Source organism: Enterobacter sp. 4974935, assembly GCF_058661735.1.
Window position 1 is genome coordinate 1855786 of the sequence record NZ_JBZWGT010000003.1, and the last position, 25577, is coordinate 1881362.

Consider the following 25577-nt stretch of genomic DNA (forward strand, 5'->3'; position numbering starts at 1 on the left):
CTTCAGGAAAGATACCGGTTTCCCCCTTTAAATCTAAATTAGAATTAACCTCATCTGCGCCTACTGTCATATATCGTCATAACCCATTTGATGAATAGGGTTTTACTGTCGCAAATTTGCGACAAAAGTAGAAACTAATTTACAGGTGTGCAAATTATTCTTTTCAATTATTTATTTCTGGTCAAAAGATTGAATTTTCCCAGGCTCAGATTCGTAAATTCACTGGCTTTTCGGCTAAAGTTTCTTTAGGATTTATCTCATCAGATGATTACTTGTGCCAATTGTTTGGTCTCTAAATGATAAGCGATATCGATTGTATGAGGTTAGCAATGCCGTCAGGAAGTGAAGAACCGCAAAGGGATCCCGCGCTTAAGCGTAAAGCCTGGCTGGCGGTCTTTCTCGGCTCTGCCCTGTTCTGGGTGGTTGTTGCTCTTCTCGTCTGGAAATATTGGGGTTGAATATGGTCATGACGGTGCGTACTGACGCGAGAAAAGAGATGTGTCAGCTTCGTGACAATGCTCACAAAGCGCGTAAGGCGCCAGGAACCAGCGTGCCAGCCTCCTGGCAACTGACGCCACAGCAGCAGGCCTTTATTGATGTGTTCGCAGAAGACGAACCCAAAAAACAATAATTTTGATTTTTGCGTAATGATGCAAATAGTCTGAATAAAGACTGTGCACTTTTGTACTCCTTAATAAATACACATCAGCAATATAGAACGAGGGCAGACCTCGCATCCTTAAATAATTAAAGTCTGGTGTCCCTATGATGAATAACATGACAACCGTAAAATACTGGTCATGGCTCGGCGTATTCTCAGCGTCGATCCTCTTCTGGTGTCAGCTCCTCTGGCTGGCCTTACACTAAATCGTAAAACCTCGCCACGGCGGGGTTTTTTGTTTAATCCCTCGCGTTGGACCATTCCTAAATTTATCAATTTGGGTTGTTATCAAAACGTTACGACATCTTTGTGTTATCTTTAATTACAGCCCTGATGATTGTCAGGACATCCCTGTTTTTAAGGAGGAGCTTATGTCGTTAACCCTACGCGAAGCCAGTAAGGACACATTACAGGCGGAAAATAAAACCTGGCGCTACTACAGCTTACCGCTGGCTGCCAGGACGCTTGGGGACATTTCGCGGTTACCCAAGTCGTTGAAAGTACTACTGGAAAACCTCTTGCGCTGGCAAGATGGCGACTCGGTTACCGAGGAGGATATCCAGGCTCTGGCAGGGTGGCTGAAAAATGCTCATGCAGACAAAGAAATTGCCTACCGCCCGGCCAGGGTATTGATGCAGGATTTCACCGGCGTGCCGGCGGTTGTGGACTTGGCCGCCATGCGTGAAGCTGTTATGCGTCTCGGGGGCGATACGGCTAAGGTGAACCCGCTCTCACCGGTAGACCTCGTCATCGACCACTCCGTCACCGTCGATCACTTTGGTGACGACGATGCTTTCGGTGAAAACGTCCGTCTGGAGATGGAACGTAACCATGAACGCTATGTCTTCCTCAAATGGGGTCAGCAGGCGTTCAGCCGCTTCAGCGTTGTTCCACCAGGCACCGGCATTTGTCACCAGGTCAACCTGGAATATCTCGGCAAAGCCGTCTGGAGTGAATTGCAGGATAAAGAATGGGTGGCTTACCCGGATACGCTGGTGGGCACCGATTCACACACGACCATGATTAACGGCCTTGGCGTTCTGGGCTGGGGCGTCGGTGGTATTGAAGCGGAAGCGGCCATGCTCGGCCAGCCGGTATCGATGCTCATTCCCGATGTGGTGGGCTTTAAGCTGACCGGTAAATTGTCCGAAGGCATTACCGCCACGGATCTGGTTCTGACGGTCACCCAGATGCTGCGTAAGCATGGCGTGGTGGGTAAATTCGTTGAATTTTATGGTGATGGTCTGGATTCACTGCCGCTGGCGGACCGGGCCACCATCGCCAACATGGCGCCGGAATATGGTGCGACCTGCGGCTTTTTCCCGATTGATAGCGTTACGCTTGAGTATATGCGCCTCAGTGGTCGCAGCGAGGAGCAGGTGGCGCTCGTAGAGGCCTACACCAAAGCGCAGGGCATGTGGCGTAACCCGGGTGACGAGCCGGTATTTACCAGCACGCTGGAACTGGATATGGGCACCGTTGAGGCAAGCCTCGCAGGGCCGAAACGACCGCAGGACCGCGTCGCCCTGAGCAACGTTCCGAAAGCCTTTGCCGCCAGCAATGAGCTGGAGGTTAACGCCGCGCAAAAAGATCACCGTCCTGTGGACTATGTTCTGAACGGGCATCAGTATCAGCTCCCTGACGGCGCCGTGGTGATCGCCGCTATCACCTCCTGTACCAACACGTCCAACCCGAGTGTGCTGATGGCAGCCGGGCTGCTAGCGAAAAAAGCGGTAGAACTGGGGCTCAAGCCACAGCCGTGGGTTAAGGCGTCGCTGGCGCCTGGTTCGAAAGTGGTTTCCGATTACCTGGCGCAGGCCAGACTCACGCCGTACCTCGACGAGTTGGGCTTTAACCTGGTGGGCTACGGCTGTACGACCTGCATCGGTAACTCTGGTCCACTGCCTGAGCCTATTGAAGTGGCGATCAAGCAGGGTGATTTGACCGTTGGCGCGGTACTTTCCGGTAACCGAAACTTTGAGGGGCGTATTCATCCGCTGGTGAAAACCAACTGGCTGGCCTCGCCGCCGCTGGTTGTAGCCTATGCTCTGGCCGGAAACATGAACATTAACCTGGCGACCGATCCGATTGGTCACGATCGCAAAAATGAACCTGTCTATCTGAAAGACATCTGGCCATCATCGCGTGAAATTGCGCGCGCGGTAGAGAAAGTTTCCACCGAGATGTTCCGCAAAGAGTATGCGGAAGTGTTCGAAGGTACAGCGGAATGGAAAGCGATTGACGTGGTGGGTTCCGATACCTATGACTGGCAGGATGATTCCACCTATATTCGTCTGTCGCCCTTCTTCGATGAGATGCTGGCGGAGCCTGCACCGCTGAAAGATATACACGGCGCGCGCATTCTGGCGATGCTGGGCGATTCCGTCACCACTGACCATATCTCACCAGCGGGGAGCATCAAAGCGGACAGTCCGGCAGGTCGGTATCTGCAAAGCCGTGGCGTGGAACGTCGCGATTTTAACTCCTACGGTTCGCGCCGCGGTAACCACGAAGTGATGATGCGCGGGACATTTGCCAACATCCGCATTCGTAATGAAATGGTCCCGGGCGTGGAAGGGGGCATGACGCGCCACCTGCCAGATACAGAGGTCATTTCAATTTATGACGCAGCCATGAAGTATCAGCAGGAGGGTACGCCACTGGCCGTTATTGCCGGTAAAGAGTACGGCTCTGGTTCCAGTCGCGACTGGGCGGCTAAAGGTCCACGTCTGCTCGGGGTTCGCGTGGTGATTGCCGAATCCTTTGAACGTATCCACCGCTCAAACCTGATCGGGATGGGGATCCTGCCGCTGGAGTTCCCGCAGGGCATAACGCGTAAAACGCTGGGTCTGACCGGGGAAGAGCAGATTGATATCAGCGGTCTGCAAAATCTGCAACCGGGTAAAACCGTTCCGGTGAAGTTAACGCGGGCAGATGGTACAACAGAAGTGCTGGATTGTCGGTGTCGTATTGATACGGCAACAGAGCTGACCTATTACCAGAACGACGGCATTTTACATTATGTGATTCGTAAGATGCTGGACTGATCAAACTCGCCCGGCACATGTGCCGGGCGTTTTGCGTTTACTCGCTCAGCAGATGCCCCATTTTGGCAGCTTTGGTATCGAGGTAGTGCGCGTTTTTCGGGTTGCGGCCGACAATCAGCGGTACGCGTTCCACAATATTGATGCCCGCTTCAGTGAGGATCTCCACTTTTTTCGGGTTATTGGTCAACAGACGCACTTCGTCCACGCCCAGCAGCTTGAACATATCTGCGCAGAGGGTGAAATCGCGCTCGTCAGCAGCAAAGCCGAGCTGATGGTTTGCTTCGACGGTGTCATAGCCCTGATCCTGCAACGCGTAGGCGCGGATTTTATTCAGCAGACCGATATTGCGTCCTTCCTGGCGGTGATACAGCAGCACGCCACGTCCCTCCTCTGCGATATGAGAAAGAGCGGCTTCGAGCTGGAAACCGCAGTCACAGCGCAGGCTGAAGAGCGCGTCACCGGTCAGACACTCAGAATGAACGCGGGACAGTACCGGCGTCTGCCCCGAAATGTCACCGTATACCAGGGCGACGTGATCTTGTCCGGTTGCCAGTTCTTCAAAACCCACCATCAGGAAATCGCCCCATGGGGTTGGCAGTTTGGCTTCTGCCACACGTTTAAGCTGCATGTGATTCTCCATACCAGGCTGACACGTTTCGTGCCTTTGCCCCATTTTGCTTTCTGTATTGGACTATTTTGCCACAAGCCCGGCTACTTCACCTAATCACCACCACGCTATACGGACGTTAAACGCACGATCCGACATATCCACCAGAAGGTGGAAATTCAGTTATGATTGTGGTGCTTAGTGAAAAAGGAGAGGACATGCTTTCAATTGCCAGACGCACGGCCGCAGGCGCCGCCGTATTGCTTGTTATACCCCTGATCGTTTGGTTCTCCGGCTGGATGTGGAAGCCCGGACAAAACGAGACGTGGCTGAAAGCCTTATACTGGATAACTGAGACGGTCACCCAGCCCTGGGGGATTATAACGCACGTGCTGCTCTGTGCCTGGTTCCTGTGGTGCCTGCGCTTTCGTCTTCGCGCGGCGCTGGTATTATTTGCCATTCTCGGAGGCGCCATTCTTGTCGGGCAGGGGGTGAAGTCGTGGGTGAAAGATCGCGTGCAGGAACCCCGTCCCTTTGTTATCTGGCTGGAAAAAACGCACCATATTCCGGTAGATGAGTTCTACACTTTAAAGCGTAAGGATCGCGGGGCGTTGGTGAAAGAACAGCTTGCGGAACAGCAGGATATCCCGACATTTTTACGCAAACACTGGCAAAAAGAGACCGGCTTTGCGTTTCCTTCCGGACATACGATGTTTGCTGCCAGCTGGGCACTACTCGGCGTGGGGCTGCTTTGGCCACGTCGACGTACCCTCACGATTGCGATTTTGCTGGTCTGGGCGACAGGCGTAATGGGCAGCCGGATGCTGCTGGGGATGCACTGGCCGCGTGATTTGGTGGTGGCTACGCTGATTTCGTGGGTACTGGTTACGCTGGCGACCTGGCTTGCACAACGTTTTTGTGGGCCTCTGACGCCACCGCAGGAAGAGAAGGAAGAAATAGCCGAAAGGGAGTCAGGCGGAACCTGAAGCTTGATATTCCGCATTTTGACCATAAATCCATGAAGGGCGCATTACTTTTTCCGTTTCGCGCCCGCCACTAAAATGGTAGCTTATAAGGCTGATTGCCGTGAGTTGAACACGCTTTATACGCTCGAACCACATAACGGGAAGTCATGTGAAATATTTACTCATTTTCTTACTGGTGTTGGCGATTTTTGTCATTTCAGTCACATTGGGCGCGCAAAACGATCAACAGGTAAGTTTCAACTATCTGCTGGCGCAGGGCGAGTACCGGGTGTCGAGCCTGCTGGCTGTGTTATTCGCAGCGGGTTTTGTCATCGGCTGGCTTGTATGTGGCCTGTTCTGGCTTAAGGTTCGTGTTTCCCTTGTTCGCGCTGAACGTAAAATTAAACGACTTGAACATCAACTTACGCCTGCGACTGACATTCCGGCGAGCTCTGGTGTGCCGGTAGTCAAGGAATAATCGAATATGCTGGAGTTGTTGTTTCTGCTTTTGCCTGTCGCCGCAGCCTATGGCTGGTATATGGGCCGCAGAAGCGCGCAACAAACAAAACAGGATGAAGCAAACCGACTCTCCCGTGACTACGTTGCGGGGGTGAACTTCCTGCTGAGCAATCAGCAGGATAAAGCGGTCGATCTGTTCCTCGACATGCTCAAAGAGGATACCGGCACCGTAGAGGCGCATCTCACCCTGGGAAACCTGTTCCGCTCGCGCGGAGAGGTTGACCGTGCCATCCGTATCCACCAGACCCTGATGGAAAGCGCATCGTTGACCTATGAGCAACGGTTGCTGGCCGTGCAGCAGTTGGGCAGAGATTACATGGCGGCGGGCCTGTACGATCGTGCAGAAGATATGTTCTCTCAGCTGGTGGATGAGACCGATTTCCGTATCGGTGCGCTTCAGCAACTTCTGCAAATCTACCAGGCAACCAGCGACTGGCAAAAAGCGATTGATACCGCCGAACGGCTGGTCAAACTCGGCAAAGACAAACAGCGCGTCGAAATTGCCCATTTTTACTGCGAGCTTGCCCTTCAGCAAATGGGTAGCGATGACATGGATAAGGCCATGGCATTGCTAAAAAAAGGCGCCGCGGCCGATCGCAACAGCGCCCGCATCTCGATAATGATGGGGCGGGTCTTTATGGCTAATGGTGATTACGCCAAAGCCGTGGAAAGCCTGCTTCGCGTTATCGATCAGGACAAAGAGCTGGTCAGCGAAACGCTGGAAATGCTGCAAACCTGCTATCAGCAGTTAGGTAAGCAGGATGAGTGGGTTGCATTCCTGCGCCGCTGTGTTGAAGAAAACACCGGCGCCACAGCCGAGCTGATGCTGTCGGATGTCGTCGAAGAGCACGAAGGGAGTGATACCGCCCAGGTATACATTACCCGTCAGTTGCAGCGCCATCCGACGATGCGCGTCTTCCACAAGCTGATGGATTATCATCTTAACGATGCAGAAGAAGGGCGCGCTAAAGAGAGCCTGATGGTGCTGCGAGACATGGTCGGTGAACAGGTGCGGAGCAAGCCGCGCTATCGCTGCCAGAAATGCGGCTTCACCGCCTATTCGCTCTACTGGCATTGCCCTTCCTGCCGGGCCTGGTCCACCATCAAGCCAATTCGTGGTCTGGACGGGCAGTGATTTTTTAAAACACTCCATTTTAGTTACAACATACTAAAGAGTGCATTATTTCTTTCAGCACCGTGCGGTCTGTGGTTCAACAGGAAAAGCATTCGATTCTGTTCATTTACCCCGAGGGCAGGTAGAATGCACGCCGTTTATCTGTTCCGCGCCGCTGCGCGCCCATAGACGAAAAGGGCTGGTCATGACGTCTGTTACTTCCTCCACTTCCCGCGTAGTTACCGATTCTCCTGTAGTTGTTGCTCTGGATTACAATAACCGTGACGCCGCACTGGCCTTTGTTGATGGTATTGATCCCCGGGATTGCCGTCTTAAAGTAGGCAAAGAGATGTTTACGCTGTTCGGTCCGCAAATCGTCCGCGATCTGCACCAGCGTGGTTTCGACGTTTTCCTCGACCTGAAATTCCACGATATTCCGAATACCACTGCCCACGCCGTTGCTGCGGCGGCTGAACTGGGTGTGTGGATGGTTAACGTTCATGCCTCCGGTGGGGCACGTATGATGACGGCTGCGCGCGAAGCGCTGGTGCCGTTTGGCAATGACGCTCCGCTTCTTATCGCCGTCACCGTGCTGACCAGTATGGATGAATCTGACCTTCGTGACCTGGGTGTGACGTTGTCACCTGCCGAACATGCGGAGCGTCTGGCGCGCCTCACGAAACAGTGTGGGCTTGATGGCGTGGTCTGTTCAGCTCAGGAGGCGGTTCGCTTCAAATCTGAGTTAGGCCGCGAATTTAAACTGGTGACGCCAGGTATCCGTCCGGCAGGCAGCGAGTCAGGGGATCAGCGACGCATCATGACGCCAGAGCAGGCGCTGAGCGCGGGGGTAGACTATATGGTAATTGGTCGCCCGGTGACGCAATCCGCTCATCCGGCAGAGACTCTGAAAGCGATTAATGCATCACTGAAAAAGGGGGCATAATGCGTGATGCCAACACTCGTCTGGTCTATTCAACAGATACCGGGCGCATTGAAGAGCCAAAAGAGAAAGCTGAACGTCCGAAAGGCGATGGAATCGTGCGTATTCAGCGCCAGACCAGTGGCAGAAAAGGGAAAGGCGTTTGCCTTGTCACCGGCATTGATCTGGATGATGCAGAGCTGGTAAAGCTCGCCGCTGAGCTTAAAAAGAAGTGCGGATGCGGTGGGGCACTAAAAGACGGCATAATTGAGATTCAGGGCGATAAGCGGGATTTAATTAAAACGCTCCTGGAAGCCAAAGGTATGAAAGTCAAACTGGCGGGCGGTTAAAATAAATGAGCCACGGACATTGCCGTGGCTCTTTTTTTTACGTGCGTAAGTCAGACCTGAAAATACAAAATATATTATTATACCGGTGAGAGCCGTTATGGTGATTATTTGCCCACCTGGTGACCGATAATACCACCTACGGCAGCACCACCTAATGTACCCAGCGTACTACCATCCGTTAATACTGCACCACCAAGCGCACCAGCACCGGCACCAATCGCGGTGTTACGGTCACGTTTAGACCAGTTAGAGCAAGCGCTCAGAGACATTGCTACAGTGATTGCCAGAACAGCGGCGGCTAATTTTTTGCTGGTAAAGGTCATAATACTTTCTCCTGAATTATCGATTCACGGAAAGGAATGCACTTTAAGTATAGACAATATCCATACTTAAATTCTGTTCCCGTGAAAGCTGGTCGCGCAGGCGTTACATCATCACGCAGGTGATAGTCACTTCCTGTTATATCGCTAATATTAATTTTACGTGTTTAGAACAGTTTCAACAGGTAAAAACTCTTAAAGGAAGGGTCGGAATACTCTCAGAGAAAGGTTTAAGTGCGCCCATTATTCGGGCGCAGCAGGATAATCAGGCCGTTTTTTTCACAATATCGACAGTCAGGCCGTCTTGTTCTAATTGCTGGCGATATTCTTCGCGTAAACGCTCATCCGTGATCACACGGCTGAAGCGCGAAGCCGGACCCATCGTATAAGGGTGTACGGCGCCAAACTTAGAGCTATCGGTCAGCACAATCGCTTCACACTCTTTGGCGAGTACGGCGTTCACCACGTCTGAACGCATCATGTCGCGACCGGTAAAGCCGGTGTCGGGCTGCCAGCCGTCAATGCCAATGAATGCCTTACTGAAGTGAACCTGCTGAACATATTGACGCGTTAATGGCCCCACCATGCTTTCGCTTTTCTTCTGGTAAATGCCGCCCAGCAGAATGACCTCGCAGCGAGTTTCCTTCAACAGATGGGCGATATAGCTGCTTACGGTAATGATGGTAACGTCTTTTTGATCGGCAAGCGTGCGCGCCAGAAGGGCGTTACTGCTGCCATTTTCAATAAAGACGGTCTCACCGTTATTCACTAAGGATGCAGCAAACTCCGCCAGTTCCCGCTTGAGCGCAAAATTGTTCATCATGCGGGTTTCAACGTCGTCGCTGTCCAGTGGAACGGCATATCCGTGCGCACGCCGCAGGTAGCTCTGTTTTTCCAGAAGATTCAGATCCTGACGAATGGTGACTTCAGAAACGCCGGTAGCTTTAGCGAGATCGACTACGCTTACGCGTCCCTGATCGATCACCATCTGCAAAATGATTTGTTGTCGGGAATTCATAGCATCCATTTAAAAGGCAAGGGCGAAAACGACGTGGTTACACTTCCCACGGGGCTTTTGGTTGAGTGGATTCTGATGCGTTATCAGTGCCGTTCTCAGCCAGCAGTTCAGACTTGAGGATCTCAAGATTACGGATAGCAGAGTGATAATCGCCCGCGACAAGAATATCCAGCACAGTATCAATACGCTGTGCCACGGCTGTTGCATCAATGTTAGACATAAGCTCACCCTGAAGCGAAAAGTTAATATTATCAATGATGCAGAAAATTGATTCAAAAGAGAAGGTAAAAAATGCAATAACCAAAGTTCATAAATGAAAGTGACAAATTTAACCCCTGTATGCTGCGGGTTGTAGGGGTGGATTAGTCTAAAACTGCGCGCAACGCGCTTTTTTATAAGAGGAATTCGACTATGACAGTTATCAACCAGACAACCTGCACATTGTTTACTGATGCTGAACGATTCACTCAACTGGCGGCTTATTATGAGGCCGAACGGCGCACGGTGTGGATGATGTTACGTGCCACGCCACGGCCTTGCTTCAATCATGCGCTGATCGAGGAGATCATGAATCTCTCCTGGCTGGTTCGCCAGTCCGGATATGTCGTTGATTTTTGGGTCACCGGATCGCTGGTCCCTGACATCTACAATACTGGCGGTGATTTACAATTCTTCGTTGAGTGCATCAAAAACAACCGACGCGAAGCGTTACGCGCCTATGCCCGGGCCTGTGTGGACTGCGTTCATGCCGCCTCACGAGGGTTCGATACCGGTGCTGTCACGCTGGCGATGGTGGAAGGAAGCGCGTTAGGGGGCGGGTTTGAAGCCGCGCTCGCGCATCATTTCATTCTGGCCCAGCGCGATGCCCGATTAGGCTTTCCGGAAATCGCGTTCAATCTGTTCCCGGGCATGGGCGGTTATTCACTGGTGGCGCGTCGTGCCGGCATGAAAATGGCAGAGGCGCTGATCTATAAAGGTGAGTCGCATACGGCGGAATGGTATGAACAGCACGGTCTGGTGGATCTCTTATTCGAGCCGTTACAGAGCTATGTTTCGGTACGGACGTTTATCGACACGCTACAGCCGAAGCTGAACGGCGTAAGGGCCATGCTGCGCGCGCGTACGCGTGTTCTGCCACTTCCGCGAAGCGAGTTGATGGACATTACCGAGGATTGGGTGGATGCCGCCTTCTGCCTTGAACCGAAGGATATCGCCTACATGGAGCGGCTGGTTATGCTGCAAAATCGCCATCAGGCGACGGGCTTACGCAAAGCCAGCTAACGGACATTCCTGGCCTGATAGCGCTTTAGCCATCGCTCGAATGCGGCTGCGGGCATGGGCTTAGCAAAAAGATAACCCTGCCGTTCGTTGACGCCATTCTTCGTCAGAAAGGCGTCTTCTTTTGCACTCTCCACCCCTTCAGCAATGACCTGCAGATTCAACGCCTGTGCCACGGCGACTATCGCGCGCACGAGCGACTGTGAAATGGACTGCTTATGGATATCCCGGACGAAGGACTGGTCAAGCTTGATGGCGTCGATAGGGAAGCGCGCCAGCTGCGACAGGGAAGAGTACCCCGTACCAAAGTCATCAAGGTGAATTTGCGCCCCCAGGCGGCTAAATTGCTGGATCACTGACAGGGCCAGCTCTTCATTTTCGATGAGACAGCTTTCGGTCAATTCCACGTCAATCGGGCAGTATTCAAAATTCAGGTCTTTCAGCGCCTGCTTCAGGTCACTGAAGATGGTCTGGTCCGCCAGCTGACGGGCGGAGACGTTGACCGCGACGCGCAGGTTGATCCCTTTGTCGCGCCATTTTGCCACCTGGCGCACCACATCGAGCATAACCCAGCGGCCAAGGGGCACTATCAGCCCTGACTCTTCTGCATAGGAGATAAATTCCATCGGCGGGATCAGGCCACGCTCTGGTGACTGCCAGCGCACCAGCGCCTCCAGACTTCTGACTTCGCCGCGCCAGGTCATTTTTGGCTGGTAGTGAATTAACAGCTGATCGTTATCCAGCGCTTTACGCAGGTTGGTATCCAGCCACAGATATTCAAATACGCGCTGGTTCATCTCTGGCGAGAAGACGCAGAATTTACCCCGGCCATTTTCCTTGGCGGTGTACATGGCGGTGTCGGCATTGCGAATGACGCTTTCCCGATCGTTACCGTGCTGGGGCGCAAGCGCGATACCAAGCGAGCAGCCAGTGTAAACCTCTATCAGCCCGATGCGGAAAGGCTGCCGCAGTCGGGTCAGAATGCGCGACGCCATAGCTTCCAGAGCGCCCTGCGAGGTATCGGTGGCCATCACGATAAACTCATCCCCACCCAGGCGCGCCAGGGTTTGTCCGTCGTCCAGGCAACTCAGGATCGCCAGCGCAACGGCCTGTAGCAGCTGGTCGCCAAACATATGCCCATAGGCATCGTTCACTTTTTTAAAGTTATCCAGATCGAGATAAACCACGCCCACCTGCGTTTCACCCCGGGAGGTGATGGCGTCGGAGATCAGCTCATGGATGGCATTTCGGTTAGGCAAACCGGTAATCGTATCCGTATTGGCGAGAACGCGCAGGCGCTCCTGGGCCCGACGCTCTTCCGTGATGTCGGTACCCGAACAGATGAGGAAAATTTCATTTTTCCCGCTGCCGCTGTGAACGAATTTATTTCTGAAGAGAAACAGGCGTTGCCCCTTGCGGGTCTTGATCCAGCGTTCGACTTCGTAGGAGCTGCCGTTACGAAAAAAACCGGTGATGTTGCGTTTTGAGGCCGCGGCTTCGCTGCGGCTCATGAACAGTTTAAACACGTTTTGCCCGATGACTTCCTGTTCCTTCAGGCCCGTATATTCTTCACTTAAACGGTTGAAGCGCTGAATATTCCCGTTCTGGTCGAGGATGACAATTACGGAGTTAGCTTCGGACACCACCTGTTCGGCGAAGGAGAGTCCCTGCGCCAGATCGCGCGCCACGGAAGGCGTGTCGTTCCATGCTGATGCCGTTCCCGCCCACTCATTTTTGTTAATTTTACGACCGACAAGATGGACGGGAACGTCCAAACCATACAAGGGAAGGGTCATGGCAATGCTGGCGGTGATAACGGTGAGCTGGCGAATCAGAGCAGCCTGCTCATCGTCCAGCGCAACCACCTGAACGATGTCAGCGCTTTCACTGGCAGCAAGATGCAGAGCATTGCTGTCTGCTGTTAGTCGCCACCAGGGGCTATGCGTACCCATGTAACGAAACAGCAAATTCTGCTCCAGATCGTCCATCCCGTTTTCTCCCGCGGCTGCTGAGTAGCGCACAAATTATTCATTTGCAGTCGACTATGACGGCTCTTTTTACTGTAGATAATTCTGGCGAAATGTGGCGGTAGGAAACAGAAAAGTGTGAGAAAAAACGATGATTTTGCGAGAGATAATACTGGGGAGAACTCCCGGCCATCCCTGAACGGAACGGCCGGGAGTCTACGCGGTTATCAGGCGACAGGGCGCGCGATAATGCTGCGGGTTTCCATGCGGACTTCAGCGATGTTTACATCAATCACGTCAGTGACTTTGTAAACCGTTTCGCCTTTAATTTGCACGGTCCCGTTTTCCTGGCTACAAACCAGTTCGTCGCGAACGGCATGCAGGAACGGGGCAGGAATAAAGGCAACGGCGCCATTATCCACCAGACGCACGCGCATACCGCCGCGGCTGATGTCAATGATTTCAGCCGGGAAACGGGTGTCAGTCCCTGCCTTATCATTCAGGAAACGCGCGTACAACCAGTCGCCGACATCACGCTCCGCCATACGGTTCAGACGGCGACGCTCTGCCATCTGCAACGTAGTCTCATCCTGTGGGCGGGCAACAGATTCCCCTTTGATGATCGCTTTCAGCAGACGATGGTTAACCATGTCGCCGTACTTACGGATCGGGGAGGTCCAGGTGGCGTAAGCCTCAAGACCGAGACCGAAGTGCGGGCCTGGCTCCGTGCTGATTTCCGCAAAGGACTGGAAGCGGCGAATGCGGCTGTCAAGGAAACCTGACGGCTGTGCGTCCAGCTCGCGGCGCAGCTTGCAGAAGCCTGGCAGGGTCAGCACCTCTTCCGGATCGACGTGGACGTCATGGGTTTTGAGCAGGACGGCCAGCGCTTCGGTGTTAGCCGGGTCAAAGCCGGTGTGCACGTTGTAAATGCCAAAGCCTAACTTGTCGCGCAGCACGCGTGCGGCGCAAATGTTGGCGGAGATCATCGCTTCTTCAACGATACGGTTGGCAATACGGCGTGGCTCGGCGACGATATTGAGCACTTCGCCTTTTTCCCCCAGCACAAAGCGGTAGTCCGGGCGGTCCTTAAATACCAGCGCGTGGGTCTGGCGCCACTCACTGCGGCTCTGGCAGACGCGATGCAGCAGACGAATTTGCGCAGCGATATTATCGGATTCAGGCTTCCAGCTGCCGGTATTTTCCAGCCAGTCGGACACGTTGTCATAAGCCAGTTTAGCTTTGGATTCGATAGTGGCGGCGAAGAATTCGATATCTTCTTCAATGGTACCGTCAGCCGCGATGGTCATGCGGCAGGCCAGTACCGGACGCACTTCATGGGGACGCAGGGAGCAGAGATCGTCGGAAAGCTCGCGCGGCAGCATCGGGATGTTGAAGCCCGGCAGGTAGTTGGTGAACGAACGCACTTTGGCCATTTCGTCCAGCTTGCTGCCTTCGACAATCCATGCGGTAGGGTCGGCGATGGCGACGGTCAGATGCATTTTGCCATCCGCTGCCTCTTCGGCATACAGCGCATCGTCCATATCCTCGGTGCTGGCGCTGTCGATGGTGACAAAGTCCAGCGCTGTCAGATCGCGACGCTCAAGACCTTCGTCCTGCATTTTGGTCGCTACGCCATCCGGCGCTTCTTTTTCGAGGTTGTGGCGCGCCAGCGTCACCCACCATGGGACGAAATGGTCGTCGCCAAAGGTGATGAACTGGGTCAGCTCGGCGTAGAAACCGCGATCGCCTTTTAAAGGATGACGGCGCATTTCGGCAACCGCCCAGTCACCCTCGACAAAGTCATGCTCAACGCCACGCGCAGCGCGGCAAGGGATGGCATCTTTCAGGAGAGGATGATCCGGTACGATAGAAAGACGATCGTCTTTTTTATGCACTTTCCCGACAAAGCGGGTCAGGAAAGGTTCGATCAGTGCTTCCGGCTCGGCAGACTCTCGTTCCTTTTCGGTATGAATAACGGCCGAAATGCGGTCGCCATGCATCACTTTCTTCATCTGAGGAGGCGGAATGAAGTAGCTCTTCTGTCCGTCAACTTCAAGAAAGCCAAAGCCCTTTTCCGTGGCTTTTACGACCCCTTCTGCACGGGGCGTCTGGGAATGTAGTTGCTGTTTAAGCTGCGCTAGCAGCGGGTTGTCCTGAAACATAATGTTCTATTTTCGTAGCCATTGAGCGGCTGACAGTTTTACGCGATTCTCACTGCTACAGCAAGCGCTCTTTAGGTAAAGCGTGTGGTTATTCCTCTTTGCCAAGCGCCACGCGAAGACGGTCCAGCCAGCCATTAAAAGCGCCGTGGGTTAACAGGTTAATTGCCTTGCCCGGTGGGATACCGGCCTCCGTGAGAGGCGTTAACTGGGCGGCGCTAAAACGATCGGGAGACGTAAGCAGCAGCGTATGGGCGGCTGAGAGCAATGCAGATGGCTGGGCTTCGCTTTGTGGGTGGTTAACCAGTATCTCGCCCGTCAGATTCAGCAGCATCGGCTCATGGCAGAGAACCGGCGTGAGCGCTGAAAGCGCAGGTTCGGCCTGCCAGCGTGAGAGCGCCTCAAGTTGAACCGCACTGGCATATTTTAGTTCGACTACGGGCTGGGTGGCTGTCCATCGGGTAAAGCTCAGCGGTAGTGTATGGGGCTGAATGTGGTGTCCCGGTAGCCAGCGTACCGGATGGCCAAGCAGCGCCTGAAACACTGCAACCGCCCGCGCCTGAAAACCAGTAAAGCCGATGATCTGGTTGATAAGCACAATGTCATACGTTGTCAGTCCCACCTCATCAAGCTGGGTTTGCGCTTTATCGTCAATGACGTCCGGGGAGCTCGCCAGCTGGCGGGCATACTGAGTGATTTCTGCAAGGCGTCGATTGCTTTCCCGGGAAGAGTCGGGGCCCGGAAGGGGGGCGAGGAGCGCCGCGTAGTGGTTACAGAGCCGCTGGACGCCACACGCCTGGGAAACCGTCAACGCCGTGCTCAGTCTGTCGTAGGCGCTAAGCGTGTGCAGACGGTTTACGGGAGTATCGAGCGGGAATAAGAGGCGGCACAAGGTTCGGGCTGGCGTAAGCCACCCACAACAGCTTGCGGCAATGTCGTCAGGCAGGGCTAAATCGAGCAAAAAACGATCGTCGACGTTAGCGGCTTCAGGCACCAGCGGCAGAACGTCCGTCTGCGAATGATTCGACTGGGTTTCGTGATACCAGTGGCCTTTGCCGGAAAAACGGCGTTGTTCCATGGGCGTTCCTTGATCTCAAAATGGCGATCAATATCCTGGCGTAAGGCGGATGAGGGGAAAAATATTGTTAGGTGATAACAAATAGCAGAACGGAATAACGAAGTGCGGGGAGGGGAGAAAACTCTCTTCCCAGTCGGGAAGAGAGTAACAGACTTATTTGATTTCCAGCTCGTTCATGGCAGCGATGTTGAAGCCGCCGTCCACGTGAACCACTTCGCCGGAGATACCCGCGGAAAGGTCAGAGCACAGGAATGCCGCAGAGTTACCCACATCTTCGATGGTAACGGTACGACGAATCGGGGTAACCGCTTCGCAATGTGCCAGCATTTTACGGAAATCTTTGATACCGGAAGCGGCCAGAGTACGGATTGGACCCGCAGAAATTGCGTTAACACGCACGCCTTCAGGACCCATTGCGTTCGCCATATAGCGCACGTTGGCTTCCAGAGATGCTTTCGCCAGACCCATAACGTTGTAGTTAGGGATAGCGCGTTCTGCGCCCAGGTAGGACAGGGTCAGCAGGGCTGCGCCCGGGTTCAGCATCGCGCGGCAGGATTTTGCCATCGCAACGAAGCTGTAGGAGCTGATGTCATGGGCGATTTTGAAGCCATCACGGGTAACCGCGTTCACGTAGTCGCCGTCCAGCTGATCGCCCGGAGCGAAGCCGATGGAGTGAACGAAACCGTCGAATTTCGGCCATGCTTTAGCCAGTTCAGCAAACATGCCATCAATGCTTTCGTCTTGTGCAACGTCACATTCCAGAACAATGCTGGAACCCAGCTGCGCGGCAAATTCTTCAACACGGCCTTTCAGCTTGTCGTTCTGGTAGGTGAACGCCAGCTCAGCGCCTTCGCGATGCATAGCCTGTGCGATGCCGTATGCGATGGACAGTTTGCTGGCAACGCCAGTTACCAGAATGCGCTTACCGGAAAGAAAACCCATAGCTTTAATCCTTATATTCATTGCTTATTTTGCCTTGTAATTCATAGCGTTACAGGCAGTATTTCAAAATCATTCGAAATTAGCTCGAAATTATAGCCCACTCACAGCCCCTTGTGTCACGATATTTCTCGCTCACGTGCCGTGACTGGGCGCACGAAAGACGTTGAACTGACTCTTTATCAGGCTATTTCGTGTGTATTCCAGCAGTATATCACCGGGGGCTGGGTTCGCCTCATCCAACCAGAGGTTGGCCAGAAGCTTCACGCTAAGACGGCCGGATATTAATTCGCTGGCGAGGGGATTCGGGCAATAACCTTAATTTCAAAATCAAATCCGGCCAGCCAGTTAACGCCGATAGCCGTCCAGTTTGGGTAAGGTGGCTGCGGAAACGCCAGTTTTTTCACCTCCATGATGACAGGGAACTGGTTTTCTGGATCGGTATGAAACGTCGTGACATCAATCAGATCGTCAAAAGTGCATCCTGCGGCGGCCAAAGTCGCGTGTAAATTATCGAATGCCAACTGCACCTGAGCGGCGAAATCAGGTTCAGGCGTGCCATCGCTGCGGCTGCCGACCTGACCGGAAACAAATAACAGATCGCCAGAGCGAATGGCAGCCGAATAGCCATGCTCATCATAAAGGGCATGTCGATTGGCAGGGAAGACAGGATTACGTGGATGCATGGCATTTCCTTTTCTGTCAGAGGCGTTGTTGTGGTTACTTAAGAGAAGTAACATACGCAATGTATGTGAAAAAAATGTAATTCACATACGCCGCGTATGTCAAATTAAAAATATCGCTTTTATAGGAAGTTCTATGGCTACAAAACGTCGTGCTGAAACAGCTCAGGAAAATCGCGAAAAAATGATTCATGCGGCGCGAAAGGCGTTTGCTGAGAAAGGCTTTGCTGCAGCGTCGATGGATGAACTGACGGCAAGCGTGGGGTTAACGCGCGGTGCGCTGTATCATAATTTCAGAGATAAGAAAGGGTTACTGGCGGCGGTGGTCGCGCAGATAGACAGCGAAATGGCGGGCAACGCGAAAGCCGTTGCCGCGGCCACAGACGATGATTGGGAGAGACTGCTGGCGGAAGGCATCGCCTACATCAACATGGCGCTCGTTCCGGAAGTTCAGCGTATCGTGCTTCTTGACGGTCCGGCCGTTCTGGGCGATCCGGCGCAATGGCCCAGCCAGAACAGCTGTCTTGAGTCGACCCGCCAGACCATCGAAAAATTAATCGAACGCAACGTGCTTAAAAAAATGGATGCGAAAGTCGCAGCCCATCTGTTGAACGGCGTTGCGCTGAATGCTGCCTCGATGATTGCCGCGAGTGATGAGCCGCAGAAGACGCTGCCGCATGCCATCGAGGTGTTTACTCTGCTGGCAAGCGGGTTACGCAACGGCTAACGATCTTTCCGCCACGCATCGGCCGTCAATGCTTCACCAAAGTGTCCGGCAATCAGGCGTTTTGTCAGGTCGTGGAGCGGGGAGGCCAGCACGTCAGCGGTACTGCCGCGCTCAACGACTTCACCCTGGTGCATCACCAGCACCTGATCGCTGATGTGCTTCATCATGCCCAGGTGCTGAGTCACGTAGATATACGATATCCCCTGCTTTTCCTGTAGCTCCAGCATCAGGTTGATGAGTTGCGAACGCATCGACATGTCCAGCGACGCCAGCGCTTCGTCGGCGATAATGACCTTCGGGCGCAGGATCAGCGCGCGGGCCAGTCCGAGACGCTGTTTTTGGCCCGGAGCCAGCATGTGGGGGTAATAGCTGACATGGTCGGGCAGGAGACCTACCAGACGCAGGGTTTCGACAATCCGTTTGCGACGCGCTTCCGGCTCCAGGTCGGTATTCAACCGCAGCGGGAAATCCAGGATCTGCGAAATACGCTGGCGCGGGTTGAGGGACGTTGACGGATCCTGAAAAATCATCCGAATGCGCTGGCTGCGGAAAGAGTAGTCACCAAATTCCAGAGGATGATCGTCAATCAGTATTTCACCGCCGCTTGGCTCAACCATACCCGCGAGCATTTTTGCCAGGGTCGATTTGCCCGAGCCGTTTTCACCGATAATCGCCAGCGTCTGCTTTTCGCGCAGCGTAAAGCTCAGCGGTTTAACCGCCTCGACGGTCTGACGGTGAAACAGGCCGGTGCGATAGCGAAAGGTCTTACTCAGGTTACGCACTTCCAGTAAGGTTTCGACCATTTCACTCTCTCTCCATGTTCAGCGGGAAATGACAGGCAAACAGATGATTTTTCGGCCCTGTCAGGCGCGGTGTTTCAATGCATTTACGCTGAGCATACGGGCAACGCGGACCCAGACGGCAGCCAATGGGCAGCGATTCCAGCAGCGGAATCGCGCCAGGCAGAGTATTCAGACGGCTCTTGTGTGGCATTGCGCTGCCGAAATCAGGGATCGCCCTGATCAGCGCCTGCGTGTAGGGATGATGCGGCGTCGTCACCAGGTCTTCACTTGGCGCGGTTTCTACCGTTTGTCCGCAATACATCACGTCAATTTTATCCGCCCACTTGCTCAACATTTGCAGGTCGTGGCTGATCAGCAAAATGGTGGTGTTGTTATTCTGGTTCAGACGCGTGAGCAGGCGGAAAATCTGCGCCTGAGTCGTTGGCTCCATCGCGTTCGTCGGTTCGTCCGCAATCAGCAGACGCGGCTGATTGGCCAGGGCGATAGCAATCATCACTTTCTGGCATTCACCGTCGGTCAGTTCGTAGGGGAAACTGCGCATCGCGTCTTTATGGTCTTTGATCCCCACACGGTGCAATAGCTCAATGGCACGGCGTTTACGCCAGCCGAAACGCTGCCACCAGCGGCCTTTATAGGTCCAGCCGGGGATATTCTGCATCAGCTGTTTCCCGACGCGCTCGGACGGATCGAGACAGGATTGCGGCTCCTGAAAAATCATCGAGACGTTATGGCCCACCAGTTTACGGCGTTCGCGCGGGGAGAGACGCAACAGATCGATGTCGTCGAAACGCATACGGTCGGCGGTCACCCGCCAGTTGTCCTTCGCCACGCCGCAAATGGCTTTGGCGATTAGACTCTTACCGGAACCCGATTCGCCCACCAGCCCGCGTATTTCGCCCTCTGCGAGCGTAATACTGATGCGATCCACCGCTTTAACCCAGCCTTCGCCCGTTTTAATTTCGATCGTGAGGTTGCGGATATCAAGTAACGGCATTATTGCACCCCCGCATTGATTGCGCGGCGGATCCCGTCGCCAAGCAGGTTAACGAGCAGAACGCTCACCATGATGGCCGCGCCCGGCAGCATGACCGTCCACGGCGCGACGTAAATCAGCTCCAGAGCATCGCCGAGCATTGCGCCCCATTCCGGGGAGGGGAGCTGCGCGCCCAGGTCCAGGAAGCCCAGCGCTGCGATATCAAGAATCGCCATCGACAGGGCGCGGGTGATCTCCGTCACCAGCCCGGCGGCAATGTTAGGCAGCACGGCAAACCACAAAATATTAAACGTGGTGGCACCGTCCAGACGGGCGGCGACGACATACTCTTTCTCCAGTTCGTCGTGAACCAGGCTGTAAACCGATCGCACCATGCGGGGCAGAATGGCCAGCCAGACGGCGAACATCGCATGTGTGAGGTGCGGCCCCGCGAAGGCCACGACGATAATCGCCAGCAACAGCGAAGGAATCGAGAGCAAGGTATCAAGAATATGATTAAGCACGGCAGACCGCAGCCCGTGGGTTGAGCCGGCAAAAATGCCCAGCGCAAGGCCGCATATCGCGGCGGCCAGGGTGACCACGAACGCGCCGCCTACCGTAGGTGCGGCGCCGCTCAGTAAACGACTTAGCACGTCGCGTCCGAGATCATCAGTCCCCAGGAAGAACGAAACCTCCCCGTAACGCGACCACGATGGCGGTAAAAGCTGATAACCAAGGAACTGCTGATCGATGCCATACGGCGCAAACCACGAACCCAAAACACACAGCAACACGAGGCCAATGCAGCCGTAAAAGCCGATCATCGCCGTGGTGTCGCCGTAGAAATTACGCCACACGGTGCGTAGCGCACCAGGCGTGCGCTTTTCGCTGTAGACGTTATCGTAAGGCATACCATTCCTTATGCTTCAACGGGTTGGCCATGGCACCCAAAATATCGGAAACAACGTTAACAATAATAACCAGCGAGCCAATCACCATCACTCCGGCGGAGATCGCAGCGTAATCCTGCTGGCGAATGGCGTTGATCATCCAGCGTCCAAGGCCCGGCCAGCTGAAAACCATCTCGGTGATCATCGCCAGCGTCAGCATGGTTGAGAATTGCAGCCCAAGCCGTGGGATTACCGGCGGCAACGCATTGTGCAGCACATGGCGACGTAGAATCGTCAGGCGAGACAGTCCGCGTGTGGCGGCGGCTTTCACATAGTTTTGATCGAAGACTTCGATAGTGCTGATGCGCATCAGGCGGATCACTTCGGTCGTCGGTGCGACGGCCAGCGTGAGCACTGGCAGCACCATATGGCGCAGGGCGCTCACGATCATTTCGTCGCGCCAGACTGAATCGGAAAGCCAGGCGTCAACGATGGCGAAGCCGCTCACCGTTTGCACGTTATACAGCAGGTCGAAACGGCCAGACACCGGAAGCCAGCCTAACGTCAGTGAGAAGAAGAGGGTAAGCAGCAGCGCCAGCCAGAAAACAGGGATGGAAAAGCCAATTAAGGCAAGCGCGCTGATGAATTTATCCTGCCATTTATTGCGATAAATTCCCGCCAGCATCCCCACCGGGATCCCCACCATGAGGGCAAAGCCAAAGGCGAGTATACACAGCTCCATGGTGGCCGGGAAAACCATCTTCAGCTGCTCAGAGATGAGCTGTCCGTTGATGCTGGACACGCCAAAATCCCAGTGCAACAGGCCGTTAAACCAGAACAGCCAGGCGTCCCAGAGGGATGAGCCCTGAAGCGGGGCGTGCGGCGTAAAGTAGCTAAGGCTAAAGCCGACAAAGGTCAGGAAGAACAGGGTGACCAGCAGTAACAGCAGCCGCCGCAAGGTAAATATAATCATGGTTTTTTCACCTCTTGTTCTTTCTCACGAGTCACGCCCGCGAAGGAGGCGTTACCAAACGGGCTGAGTACCAGCCCTTTTATATCGTAACGGTAGGCCTGAAGGCGCAGGGAAGAGGCAAGCGGCAACACGGGAAGCTCTCTGGCCAGAATATTTTGCGCTTCATCGTAGGCCTCAATGCGTGAAGCAAGCTGTTGAGATGAGAGGGCTTTTTGCAGCACAGCATCAAATTCCCGGTTACACCAGTGCGCGTAGTTGGTCTGGGAGTTGATCGCCGCACAGCTCAGCAGCGGACGGAAGAAGCTGTCCGGGTCGTTACTGTCGGTAGACCAGCCAGCCAGCGTTAAGTCGTGATTCATGTCCATCAGACGCGCCTCCTGGAAACGGCCTTCGACAGGAACGATGTTCACCTTCACGCCCACCTGGGCCATATCTGCCTGCAACAGTTCGGCGGTTTTCAGCGGGCTAGGGTTCCACGCCTGAGAGCTGGTGGGTACCCATAGCTGAAGCGTCAGGTTTTCTGCCCCCAGTGCTTTAAGCTGTTCGCGCGCTTTCGCCGGATTATATTCCGTGATCTTCGCCTCGCCGTCATAGGCCCAGGAGGCGCGGGGCAGAATTGAGGCGGCGGTTTCCGCGGTGCCGTAATAAATCGACTGCATCAGACGCTGATTGTTGATCGCTAACGCCAGCGCATGGCGCACGGCCGGATTATTCAGCGGTGGCTTATCGGTGTTAAACGCCAGATAGGCGATGTTCATTCCCGGGCGTAGGGTCAGGCGCAGGCGGGGGTCGTCGCGCAAAATAGTCAACTGGCTGGCCGCAGGCCACGCAAGGACGTCGCACTCACCGGTCAGCAGTTTGGAGAGGCGGCCTGTTCCACCTGAACCCAGATCAACAATAACCTGCGGCATCAGCGGTTTGCCGCGCCAGAAATGATCGTGTCGTTGCAGGCGAATGTATTGTCCGGCGCGGTACTCAGCTAACTGGAAGGGTCCTGTGCCCACAGGCTCACGATCGAGACGTTCCTGACGATCCTTTTTCGTCAGCTGATCCGCGTATTCGGCTGACATGACGGACGCGTAGTGCGTCGCCAGGTGCCAGAGGAAGGAGGCGTCCGGGCGCGTCAGGCGAAACTCAACCGTGCGGTTATCCAGCTTACGAACGCTTTTGACCGTGTCCGCGAATTGCAGACTGTCGAAGTAGGGGAAGTTTCCGCCGTTGACGTTATGCCACGGATGGTTGCGGTTAAAGATGCGCTGGAAGGTGAAAACCACGTCATCCGCGTTGAGCTTGCGGGTTGGGGTAAACCACGGGGTGTGCTGAAAAGCCACATCATCGCGTAGACGGAAGCGGTACGTGGCGCCGTTATCAAGCACTTCCCAACTTTCAGCAAGCTCCGGAACCAGCCGATAGGTATAAGGATCGACGTCGAGCAGGCGATCGTAAATCTGTGCGGCCAGCGTATCAACAATCACGCCGCTCCCCGCCTTTTGCGGGTTAAAGGTATCAACTTGCCCGCTGACGCAATAGACGAAACCACTATCACGAATATCAGGAGGCGCAGTACGATCGGGCGCAGCAAAGGCCAGATTGCTGAACAGACCGAGTGCAAACAGGGATGATAAAACCAGGCGCATAGTTTTTAAGGTTTTTAGATTCGATCTGCAAAGTGTATCGCACTTACGCCTGCTTCGTAAAAATGTCTGGGGGTAAGTGCTGATAATGTCAGCGCATTTGATGTTTTTTGAGCAATGCCCTTAACTGATGGTAGGTCAGACCCAGCAGTTCAGCTGCCCGTTTCTGGTTATATTTCGCCTCTTTCAGGCTCCGTTCCAGCAGTTGCTGCTCCTGCTGATGCTGGAACTGGCGTAAATCGAGCGGCAACGCCGGATCATGCTGGCGCGCCGCCGGAGCAAGGGGCTGTTTAACCTCGCGCCGAAACGGATCGAGAATAATGTTGTCCAGTTCGGTCTCGCTGCTGCCATGACGGTAAACAGACCGTTCCACCACGTTTTTCAGTTCACGGATATTCCCCGGCCAGTGGTAACCGAGCAGGGTCTCGGTGGCCTGTTCGCTGAAGCCCGGAAAGAGCGGCAGGCCCAGTTCCCGGCACATCTGAATGGCAAATTGATCGGCCAGCAGCATGATATCGCTGCGCCGCTCACGCAGCGGCGGCAACTGGACGACATCGAAAGCCAGCCGGTCCAGCAGGTCGGCGCGGAATTTATCTTCTGCCACCATCGCGGGCAGATCGGCGTTAGTGGCGCACACCAGGCGAACGTTAACCTGAAGCGGCTGACTTCCGCCAACGCGTTCCAGTTCGCCATACTCAATGACGCGCAGCAGCTTTTCCTGCACCAGCATTGGCGCGGTCGCCAGCTCGTCGAGAAAGAGCGTTCCGCCGTCGGCACGTTCAAAACGACCGGGGTGCCGTTTTTGTGCGCCAGTAAACGCGCCGGCTTCATGACCGAAAAGCTCCGTGTCGAGCAGATTTTCATTCAGCGCCGCGCAGTTGAGCGAAATAAAAGGCCCGTCCCAGCGGCCAGACAGAAAGTGCAGACGGTTAGCGATAAGTTCTTTACCCGTACCGCGCTCACCGATAATGAGCACCGGTTTATTCAGCGGCGCCAGGCGCGATACCTGCTCAAGCACTTCCAGGAAGCTGTTTGCCTCGCCAAGCAAATTGTCTTTATATTCAGCCATGATGAAATTAACCACTCCTTAGTGATATTCACCAGGTGATAATAGCCGCTGGATGGATAAATATCAATCACACCCAGTAAAATCAATAAGATAAAAAGTTGGCATGGGATTTGTATTAACTACTCAGCAGGGCATCGCCCGATAACAGAACTATGAGGATTGAATTATGGGTATTTTTTCTCGTTTTGCCGACATCGTGAACGCCAACATCAACTCGCTGCTGGAGAAAGCAGAAGATCCGCAGAAGCTGGTGCGCCTGATGATTCAGGAGATGGAAGACACGCTGGTTGAAGTACGCTCCACCTCCGCCCGCGCGCTGGCAGAGAAGAAGCAGTTAACGCGTCGTATTGAGCAGGCGACTGCCCAGCTTAACGAGTGGCAGGAAAAAGCTGAACTGGCGCTGCGCAAAGATAAAGAAGATCTGGCCCGCGCTGCGCTGATTGAGAAGCAGAAGCTGACCGACATGGTGGCCACGCTGGAACATGAAGTGACGCTGGTGGATGATACTCTGACGCGTATGAAGAAAGAGATTGGTGAGCTTGAAAACAAACTCAGCGAAACCCGTGCACGTCAACAGGCGCTGGCGCTGCGCCACCAGGCTGCAAGTTCGTCCCGCGACGTGCGTCGCCAGCTGGACAGCGGCAAACTGGATGAAGCGATGGCGCGTTTCGAATCGTTCGAACGTCGTATCGACCACATGGAAGCGGAAGCCGAAAGCCACAGCATCGGTAAGCAGAAAACCCTGGATCAGCAGTTTGCTGACCTGAAAGCCGATGATGAAATTAGCGAGCAGCTGGCGGCGCTGAAAGCCAAAATGAAGCAAGACAACCAATAATAAATCCTGCGGCACCTGAGCGTGCCGCATCGCAAGACAAGGAGTACAC

At 54.2% G+C, this 25577-nt stretch carries 27 protein-coding genes; 12 read left to right on the forward strand and 15 right to left on the reverse strand.

The features are described from left to right. Positions 1-317: 317 nt before the first annotated feature. From AC4OVS_RS10050 to acnA, 4 genes are all read left to right on the forward strand, one after another. The gene (locus tag AC4OVS_RS10050) at positions 318-458 is read left to right on the forward strand and encodes a YmiA family putative membrane protein (protein WP_096168876.1); all 141 of its coding nucleotides are present in this window, start codon (positions 318-320) and stop codon (positions 456-458) included. Positions 459-460: 2 nt separating this feature from the next. Then, on the forward strand, positions 461-631 hold the full coding sequence (locus tag AC4OVS_RS10055; RefSeq protein ID WP_032677277.1) for a YciX family protein: 171 nt from the start codon (positions 461-463) through the stop codon (positions 629-631). A 137-nt stretch (positions 632-768) separates the two neighbouring features. After that, a complete protein-coding gene (ymiC, locus tag AC4OVS_RS10060) occupies positions 769-867 on the forward strand; it encodes a small membrane protein YmiC (protein ID WP_032103392.1) in 99 nt (32 codons plus the stop codon). Positions 868-1032: 165 nt separating this feature from the next. Beyond that, positions 1033-3708 (forward strand): aconitate hydratase AcnA, encoded by a 2676-nt coding sequence (gene acnA / locus AC4OVS_RS10065; RefSeq protein ID WP_199126584.1) that lies wholly within the window; start codon positions 1033-1035, stop codon positions 3706-3708. A 37-nt stretch (positions 3709-3745) separates the two neighbouring features. Here acnA and ribA read toward each other — a convergent pair whose 3' ends face one another. Further along, positions 3746-4336, reverse strand: a complete 591-nt coding sequence (gene ribA / locus AC4OVS_RS10070; protein ID WP_013096372.1) for a GTP cyclohydrolase II — start codon at positions 4334-4336, stop codon at positions 3746-3748. Between the two features lie 197 nt (positions 4337-4533). Between ribA and pgpB the strand changes: the two genes are divergently transcribed. The 5 genes from pgpB to yciH all read left to right on the forward strand — a co-directional run bounded on the left by pgpB (position 4534) and on the right by yciH (position 8182). Then, positions 4534-5301, forward strand: coding sequence for a phosphatidylglycerophosphatase B (gene pgpB, locus AC4OVS_RS10075; protein ID WP_032622464.1), 768 nt, complete (start codon positions 4534-4536; stop codon positions 5299-5301). A 148-nt stretch (positions 5302-5449) separates the two neighbouring features. After that, complete coding sequence (locus AC4OVS_RS10080; RefSeq protein WP_006810839.1) at positions 5450-5758, forward strand: LapA family protein; 309 nt, start codon at positions 5450-5452, stop codon at positions 5756-5758. A 6-nt stretch (positions 5759-5764) separates the two neighbouring features. Further along, positions 5765-6934, forward strand: coding sequence for a lipopolysaccharide assembly protein LapB (lapB, locus tag AC4OVS_RS10085; RefSeq protein ID WP_003856819.1), 1170 nt, complete (start codon positions 5765-5767; stop codon positions 6932-6934). A gap of 184 nt (positions 6935-7118) precedes the next feature. Continuing rightward, positions 7119-7856 carry an orotidine-5'-phosphate decarboxylase gene (pyrF, locus tag AC4OVS_RS10090; RefSeq protein WP_063841841.1) on the forward strand — a complete coding sequence of 246 codons (738 nt, stop codon included), beginning with the start codon at positions 7119-7121 and terminating at the stop codon, positions 7854-7856. Continuing rightward, positions 7856-8182: a stress response translation initiation inhibitor YciH gene (yciH, locus tag AC4OVS_RS10095; RefSeq protein WP_038416160.1), complete on the forward strand. Its 327-nt coding sequence runs from the start codon at positions 7856-7858 to the stop codon at positions 8180-8182. The genes pyrF and yciH overlap by 1 nt, the downstream gene beginning before the upstream one ends. A 104-nt stretch (positions 8183-8286) precedes the next feature. On the opposite strand, the gene osmB is transcribed toward yciH, so the two are convergent. From osmB to AC4OVS_RS10110, 3 genes are all read right to left on the reverse strand, one after another. After that, on the reverse strand, positions 8287-8505 hold the full coding sequence (gene osmB / locus AC4OVS_RS10100) for an osmotically-inducible lipoprotein OsmB (protein ID WP_003856823.1): 219 nt from the start codon (positions 8503-8505) through the stop codon (positions 8287-8289). Between the two features lie 262 nt (positions 8506-8767). Beyond that, positions 8768-9520 carry a DNA-binding transcriptional regulator YciT gene (yciT, locus tag AC4OVS_RS10105; RefSeq protein ID WP_126502867.1) on the reverse strand — a complete coding sequence of 251 codons (753 nt, stop codon included), beginning with the start codon at positions 9518-9520 and terminating at the stop codon, positions 8768-8770. A gap of 37 nt (positions 9521-9557) precedes the next feature. Beyond that, complete coding sequence (locus tag AC4OVS_RS10110) at positions 9558-9740, reverse strand: YciZ family protein (protein ID WP_022648315.1); 183 nt, start codon at positions 9738-9740, stop codon at positions 9558-9560. Between the two features lie 191 nt (positions 9741-9931). Between AC4OVS_RS10110 and AC4OVS_RS10115 the strand changes: the two genes are divergently transcribed. Next, positions 9932-10801: a crotonase/enoyl-CoA hydratase family protein gene (locus AC4OVS_RS10115; protein ID WP_022648314.1), complete on the forward strand. Its 870-nt coding sequence runs from the start codon at positions 9932-9934 to the stop codon at positions 10799-10801. On the opposite strand, the gene pdeR is transcribed toward AC4OVS_RS10115, so the two are convergent. From pdeR to AC4OVS_RS10140, 5 genes are all read right to left on the reverse strand, one after another. Further along, positions 10798-12786 (reverse strand): cyclic di-GMP phosphodiesterase, encoded by a 1989-nt coding sequence (gene pdeR, locus AC4OVS_RS10120; RefSeq protein ID WP_032624132.1) that lies wholly within the window; start codon positions 12784-12786, stop codon positions 10798-10800. The two genes, AC4OVS_RS10115 and pdeR, sit on opposite strands and share 4 nt — an antisense overlap. 206 nt (positions 12787-12992) lie before the next feature. Then, positions 12993-14927: an exoribonuclease II gene (locus AC4OVS_RS10125; protein ID WP_491922355.1), complete on the reverse strand. Its 1935-nt coding sequence runs from the start codon at positions 14925-14927 to the stop codon at positions 12993-12995. An 88-nt stretch (positions 14928-15015) separates the two neighbouring features. After that, positions 15016-16002 carry an oxidoreductase gene (locus tag AC4OVS_RS10130; RefSeq protein WP_069596640.1) on the reverse strand — a complete coding sequence of 329 codons (987 nt, stop codon included), beginning with the start codon at positions 16000-16002 and terminating at the stop codon, positions 15016-15018. 153 nt (positions 16003-16155) lie between these two features. Next, on the reverse strand, positions 16156-16944 hold the full coding sequence (gene fabI, locus AC4OVS_RS10135) for an enoyl-ACP reductase FabI (RefSeq protein WP_003856831.1): 789 nt from the start codon (positions 16942-16944) through the stop codon (positions 16156-16158). 281 nt (positions 16945-17225) lie between these two features. Continuing rightward, positions 17226-17627, reverse strand: coding sequence for a RidA family protein (locus tag AC4OVS_RS10140; protein WP_038416155.1), 402 nt, complete (start codon positions 17625-17627; stop codon positions 17226-17228). Between the two features lie 133 nt (positions 17628-17760). On the opposite strand from AC4OVS_RS10140, the gene AC4OVS_RS10145 reads away from it, so the two are divergent. Then, positions 17761-18351, forward strand: a complete 591-nt coding sequence (locus AC4OVS_RS10145; RefSeq protein WP_491922356.1) for a TetR/AcrR family transcriptional regulator — start codon at positions 17761-17763, stop codon at positions 18349-18351. Here AC4OVS_RS10145 and sapF read toward each other — a convergent pair. From sapF to pspF, 6 genes are all read right to left on the reverse strand, one after another. Then, a complete protein-coding gene (gene sapF, locus AC4OVS_RS10150) occupies positions 18348-19154 on the reverse strand; it encodes a putrescine export ABC transporter ATP-binding protein SapF (RefSeq protein WP_003856838.1) in 807 nt (268 codons plus the stop codon). The two genes, AC4OVS_RS10145 and sapF, sit on opposite strands and share 4 nt — an antisense overlap. A gap of 1 nt (position 19155) precedes the next feature. Further along, a complete protein-coding gene (gene sapD / locus AC4OVS_RS10155; RefSeq protein WP_003856840.1) occupies positions 19156-20148 on the reverse strand; it encodes a putrescine export ABC transporter ATP-binding protein SapD in 993 nt (330 codons plus the stop codon). After that, complete coding sequence (sapC, locus tag AC4OVS_RS10160) at positions 20148-21038, reverse strand: putrescine export ABC transporter permease SapC (protein WP_003856843.1); 891 nt, start codon at positions 21036-21038, stop codon at positions 20148-20150. The genes sapD and sapC overlap by 1 nt, the downstream gene beginning before the upstream one ends. After that, on the reverse strand, positions 21025-21990 hold the full coding sequence (gene sapB, locus AC4OVS_RS10165; protein WP_022648308.1) for a putrescine export ABC transporter permease SapB: 966 nt from the start codon (positions 21988-21990) through the stop codon (positions 21025-21027). Before sapB ends, sapC begins: the two co-directional genes overlap by 14 nt. After that, the gene (gene sapA, locus AC4OVS_RS10170; RefSeq protein WP_491922357.1) at positions 21987-23627 is read right to left on the reverse strand and encodes an ABC transporter substrate-binding protein SapA; all 1641 of its coding nucleotides are present in this window, start codon (positions 23625-23627) and stop codon (positions 21987-21989) included. The genes sapB and sapA overlap by 4 nt, the downstream gene beginning before the upstream one ends. 88 nt (positions 23628-23715) lie before the next feature. Beyond that, on the reverse strand, positions 23716-24708 hold the full coding sequence (gene pspF / locus AC4OVS_RS10175) for a phage shock protein operon transcriptional activator (protein WP_162882544.1): 993 nt from the start codon (positions 24706-24708) through the stop codon (positions 23716-23718). Positions 24709-24859: 151 nt separating this feature from the next. On the opposite strand from pspF, the gene pspA reads away from it, so the two are divergent. After that, positions 24860-25528: a phage shock protein PspA gene (pspA, locus tag AC4OVS_RS10180; protein WP_022651342.1), complete on the forward strand. Its 669-nt coding sequence runs from the start codon at positions 24860-24862 to the stop codon at positions 25526-25528. Positions 25529-25577: the final 49 nt, after the last annotated feature.

Bases quoted from the DNA above. Each gene is read 5' to 3' on its own strand.
- AC4OVS_RS10050 (WP_096168876.1), top strand. From the start codon at position 318: ATGAGGTTAGCAATGCCGTCAGGAAGTGAAGAACCGCAAAGGGATCCC.
- AC4OVS_RS10055 (WP_032677277.1), top strand. From the start codon at position 461: ATGGTCATGACGGTGCGTACTGACGCGAGAAAAGAGATGTGTCAGCTT.
- ymiC (WP_032103392.1), top strand. From the start codon at position 769: ATGAATAACATGACAACCGTAAAATACTGGTCATGGCTCGGCGTATTC.
- acnA (WP_199126584.1), top strand. From the start codon at position 1,033: ATGTCGTTAACCCTACGCGAAGCCAGTAAGGACACATTACAGGCGGAA.
- ribA (WP_013096372.1), bottom strand. From the start codon at position 4,336: ATGCAGCTTAAACGTGTGGCAGAAGCCAAACTGCCAACCCCATGGGGC.
- pgpB (WP_032622464.1), top strand. From the start codon at position 4,534: ATGCTTTCAATTGCCAGACGCACGGCCGCAGGCGCCGCCGTATTGCTT.
- lapB (WP_003856819.1), top strand. From the start codon at position 5,765: ATGCTGGAGTTGTTGTTTCTGCTTTTGCCTGTCGCCGCAGCCTATGGC.
- pyrF (WP_063841841.1), top strand. From the start codon at position 7,119: ATGACGTCTGTTACTTCCTCCACTTCCCGCGTAGTTACCGATTCTCCT.
- yciH (WP_038416160.1), top strand. From the start codon at position 7,856: ATGCGTGATGCCAACACTCGTCTGGTCTATTCAACAGATACCGGGCGC.
- osmB (WP_003856823.1), bottom strand. From the start codon at position 8,505: ATGACCTTTACCAGCAAAAAATTAGCCGCCGCTGTTCTGGCAATCACT.
- yciT (WP_126502867.1), bottom strand. From the start codon at position 9,520: ATGAATTCCCGACAACAAATCATTTTGCAGATGGTGATCGATCAGGGA.
- AC4OVS_RS10110 (WP_022648315.1), bottom strand. From the start codon at position 9,740: ATGTCTAACATTGATGCAACAGCCGTGGCACAGCGTATTGATACTGTG.
- AC4OVS_RS10115 (WP_022648314.1), top strand. From the start codon at position 9,932: ATGACAGTTATCAACCAGACAACCTGCACATTGTTTACTGATGCTGAA.
- pdeR (WP_032624132.1), bottom strand. From the start codon at position 12,786: ATGGACGATCTGGAGCAGAATTTGCTGTTTCGTTACATGGGTACGCAT.
- AC4OVS_RS10125 (WP_491922355.1), bottom strand. From the start codon at position 14,927: ATGTTTCAGGACAACCCGCTGCTAGCGCAGCTTAAACAGCAACTACAT.
- AC4OVS_RS10130 (WP_069596640.1), bottom strand. From the start codon at position 16,002: ATGGAACAACGCCGTTTTTCCGGCAAAGGCCACTGGTATCACGAAACC.
- fabI (WP_003856831.1), bottom strand. From the start codon at position 16,944: ATGGGTTTTCTTTCCGGTAAGCGCATTCTGGTAACTGGCGTTGCCAGC.
- AC4OVS_RS10140 (WP_038416155.1), bottom strand. From the start codon at position 17,627: ATGCATCCACGTAATCCTGTCTTCCCTGCCAATCGACATGCCCTTTAT.
- AC4OVS_RS10145 (WP_491922356.1), top strand. From the start codon at position 17,761: ATGGCTACAAAACGTCGTGCTGAAACAGCTCAGGAAAATCGCGAAAAA.
- sapF (WP_003856838.1), bottom strand. From the start codon at position 19,154: ATGGTCGAAACCTTACTGGAAGTGCGTAACCTGAGTAAGACCTTTCGC.
- sapD (WP_003856840.1), bottom strand. From the start codon at position 20,148: ATGCCGTTACTTGATATCCGCAACCTCACGATCGAAATTAAAACGGGC.
- sapC (WP_003856843.1), bottom strand. From the start codon at position 21,038: ATGCCTTACGATAACGTCTACAGCGAAAAGCGCACGCCTGGTGCGCTA.
- sapB (WP_022648308.1), bottom strand. From the start codon at position 21,990: ATGATTATATTTACCTTGCGGCGGCTGCTGTTACTGCTGGTCACCCTG.
- sapA (WP_491922357.1), bottom strand. From the start codon at position 23,627: ATGCGCCTGGTTTTATCATCCCTGTTTGCACTCGGTCTGTTCAGCAAT.
- pspA (WP_022651342.1), top strand. From the start codon at position 24,860: ATGGGTATTTTTTCTCGTTTTGCCGACATCGTGAACGCCAACATCAAC.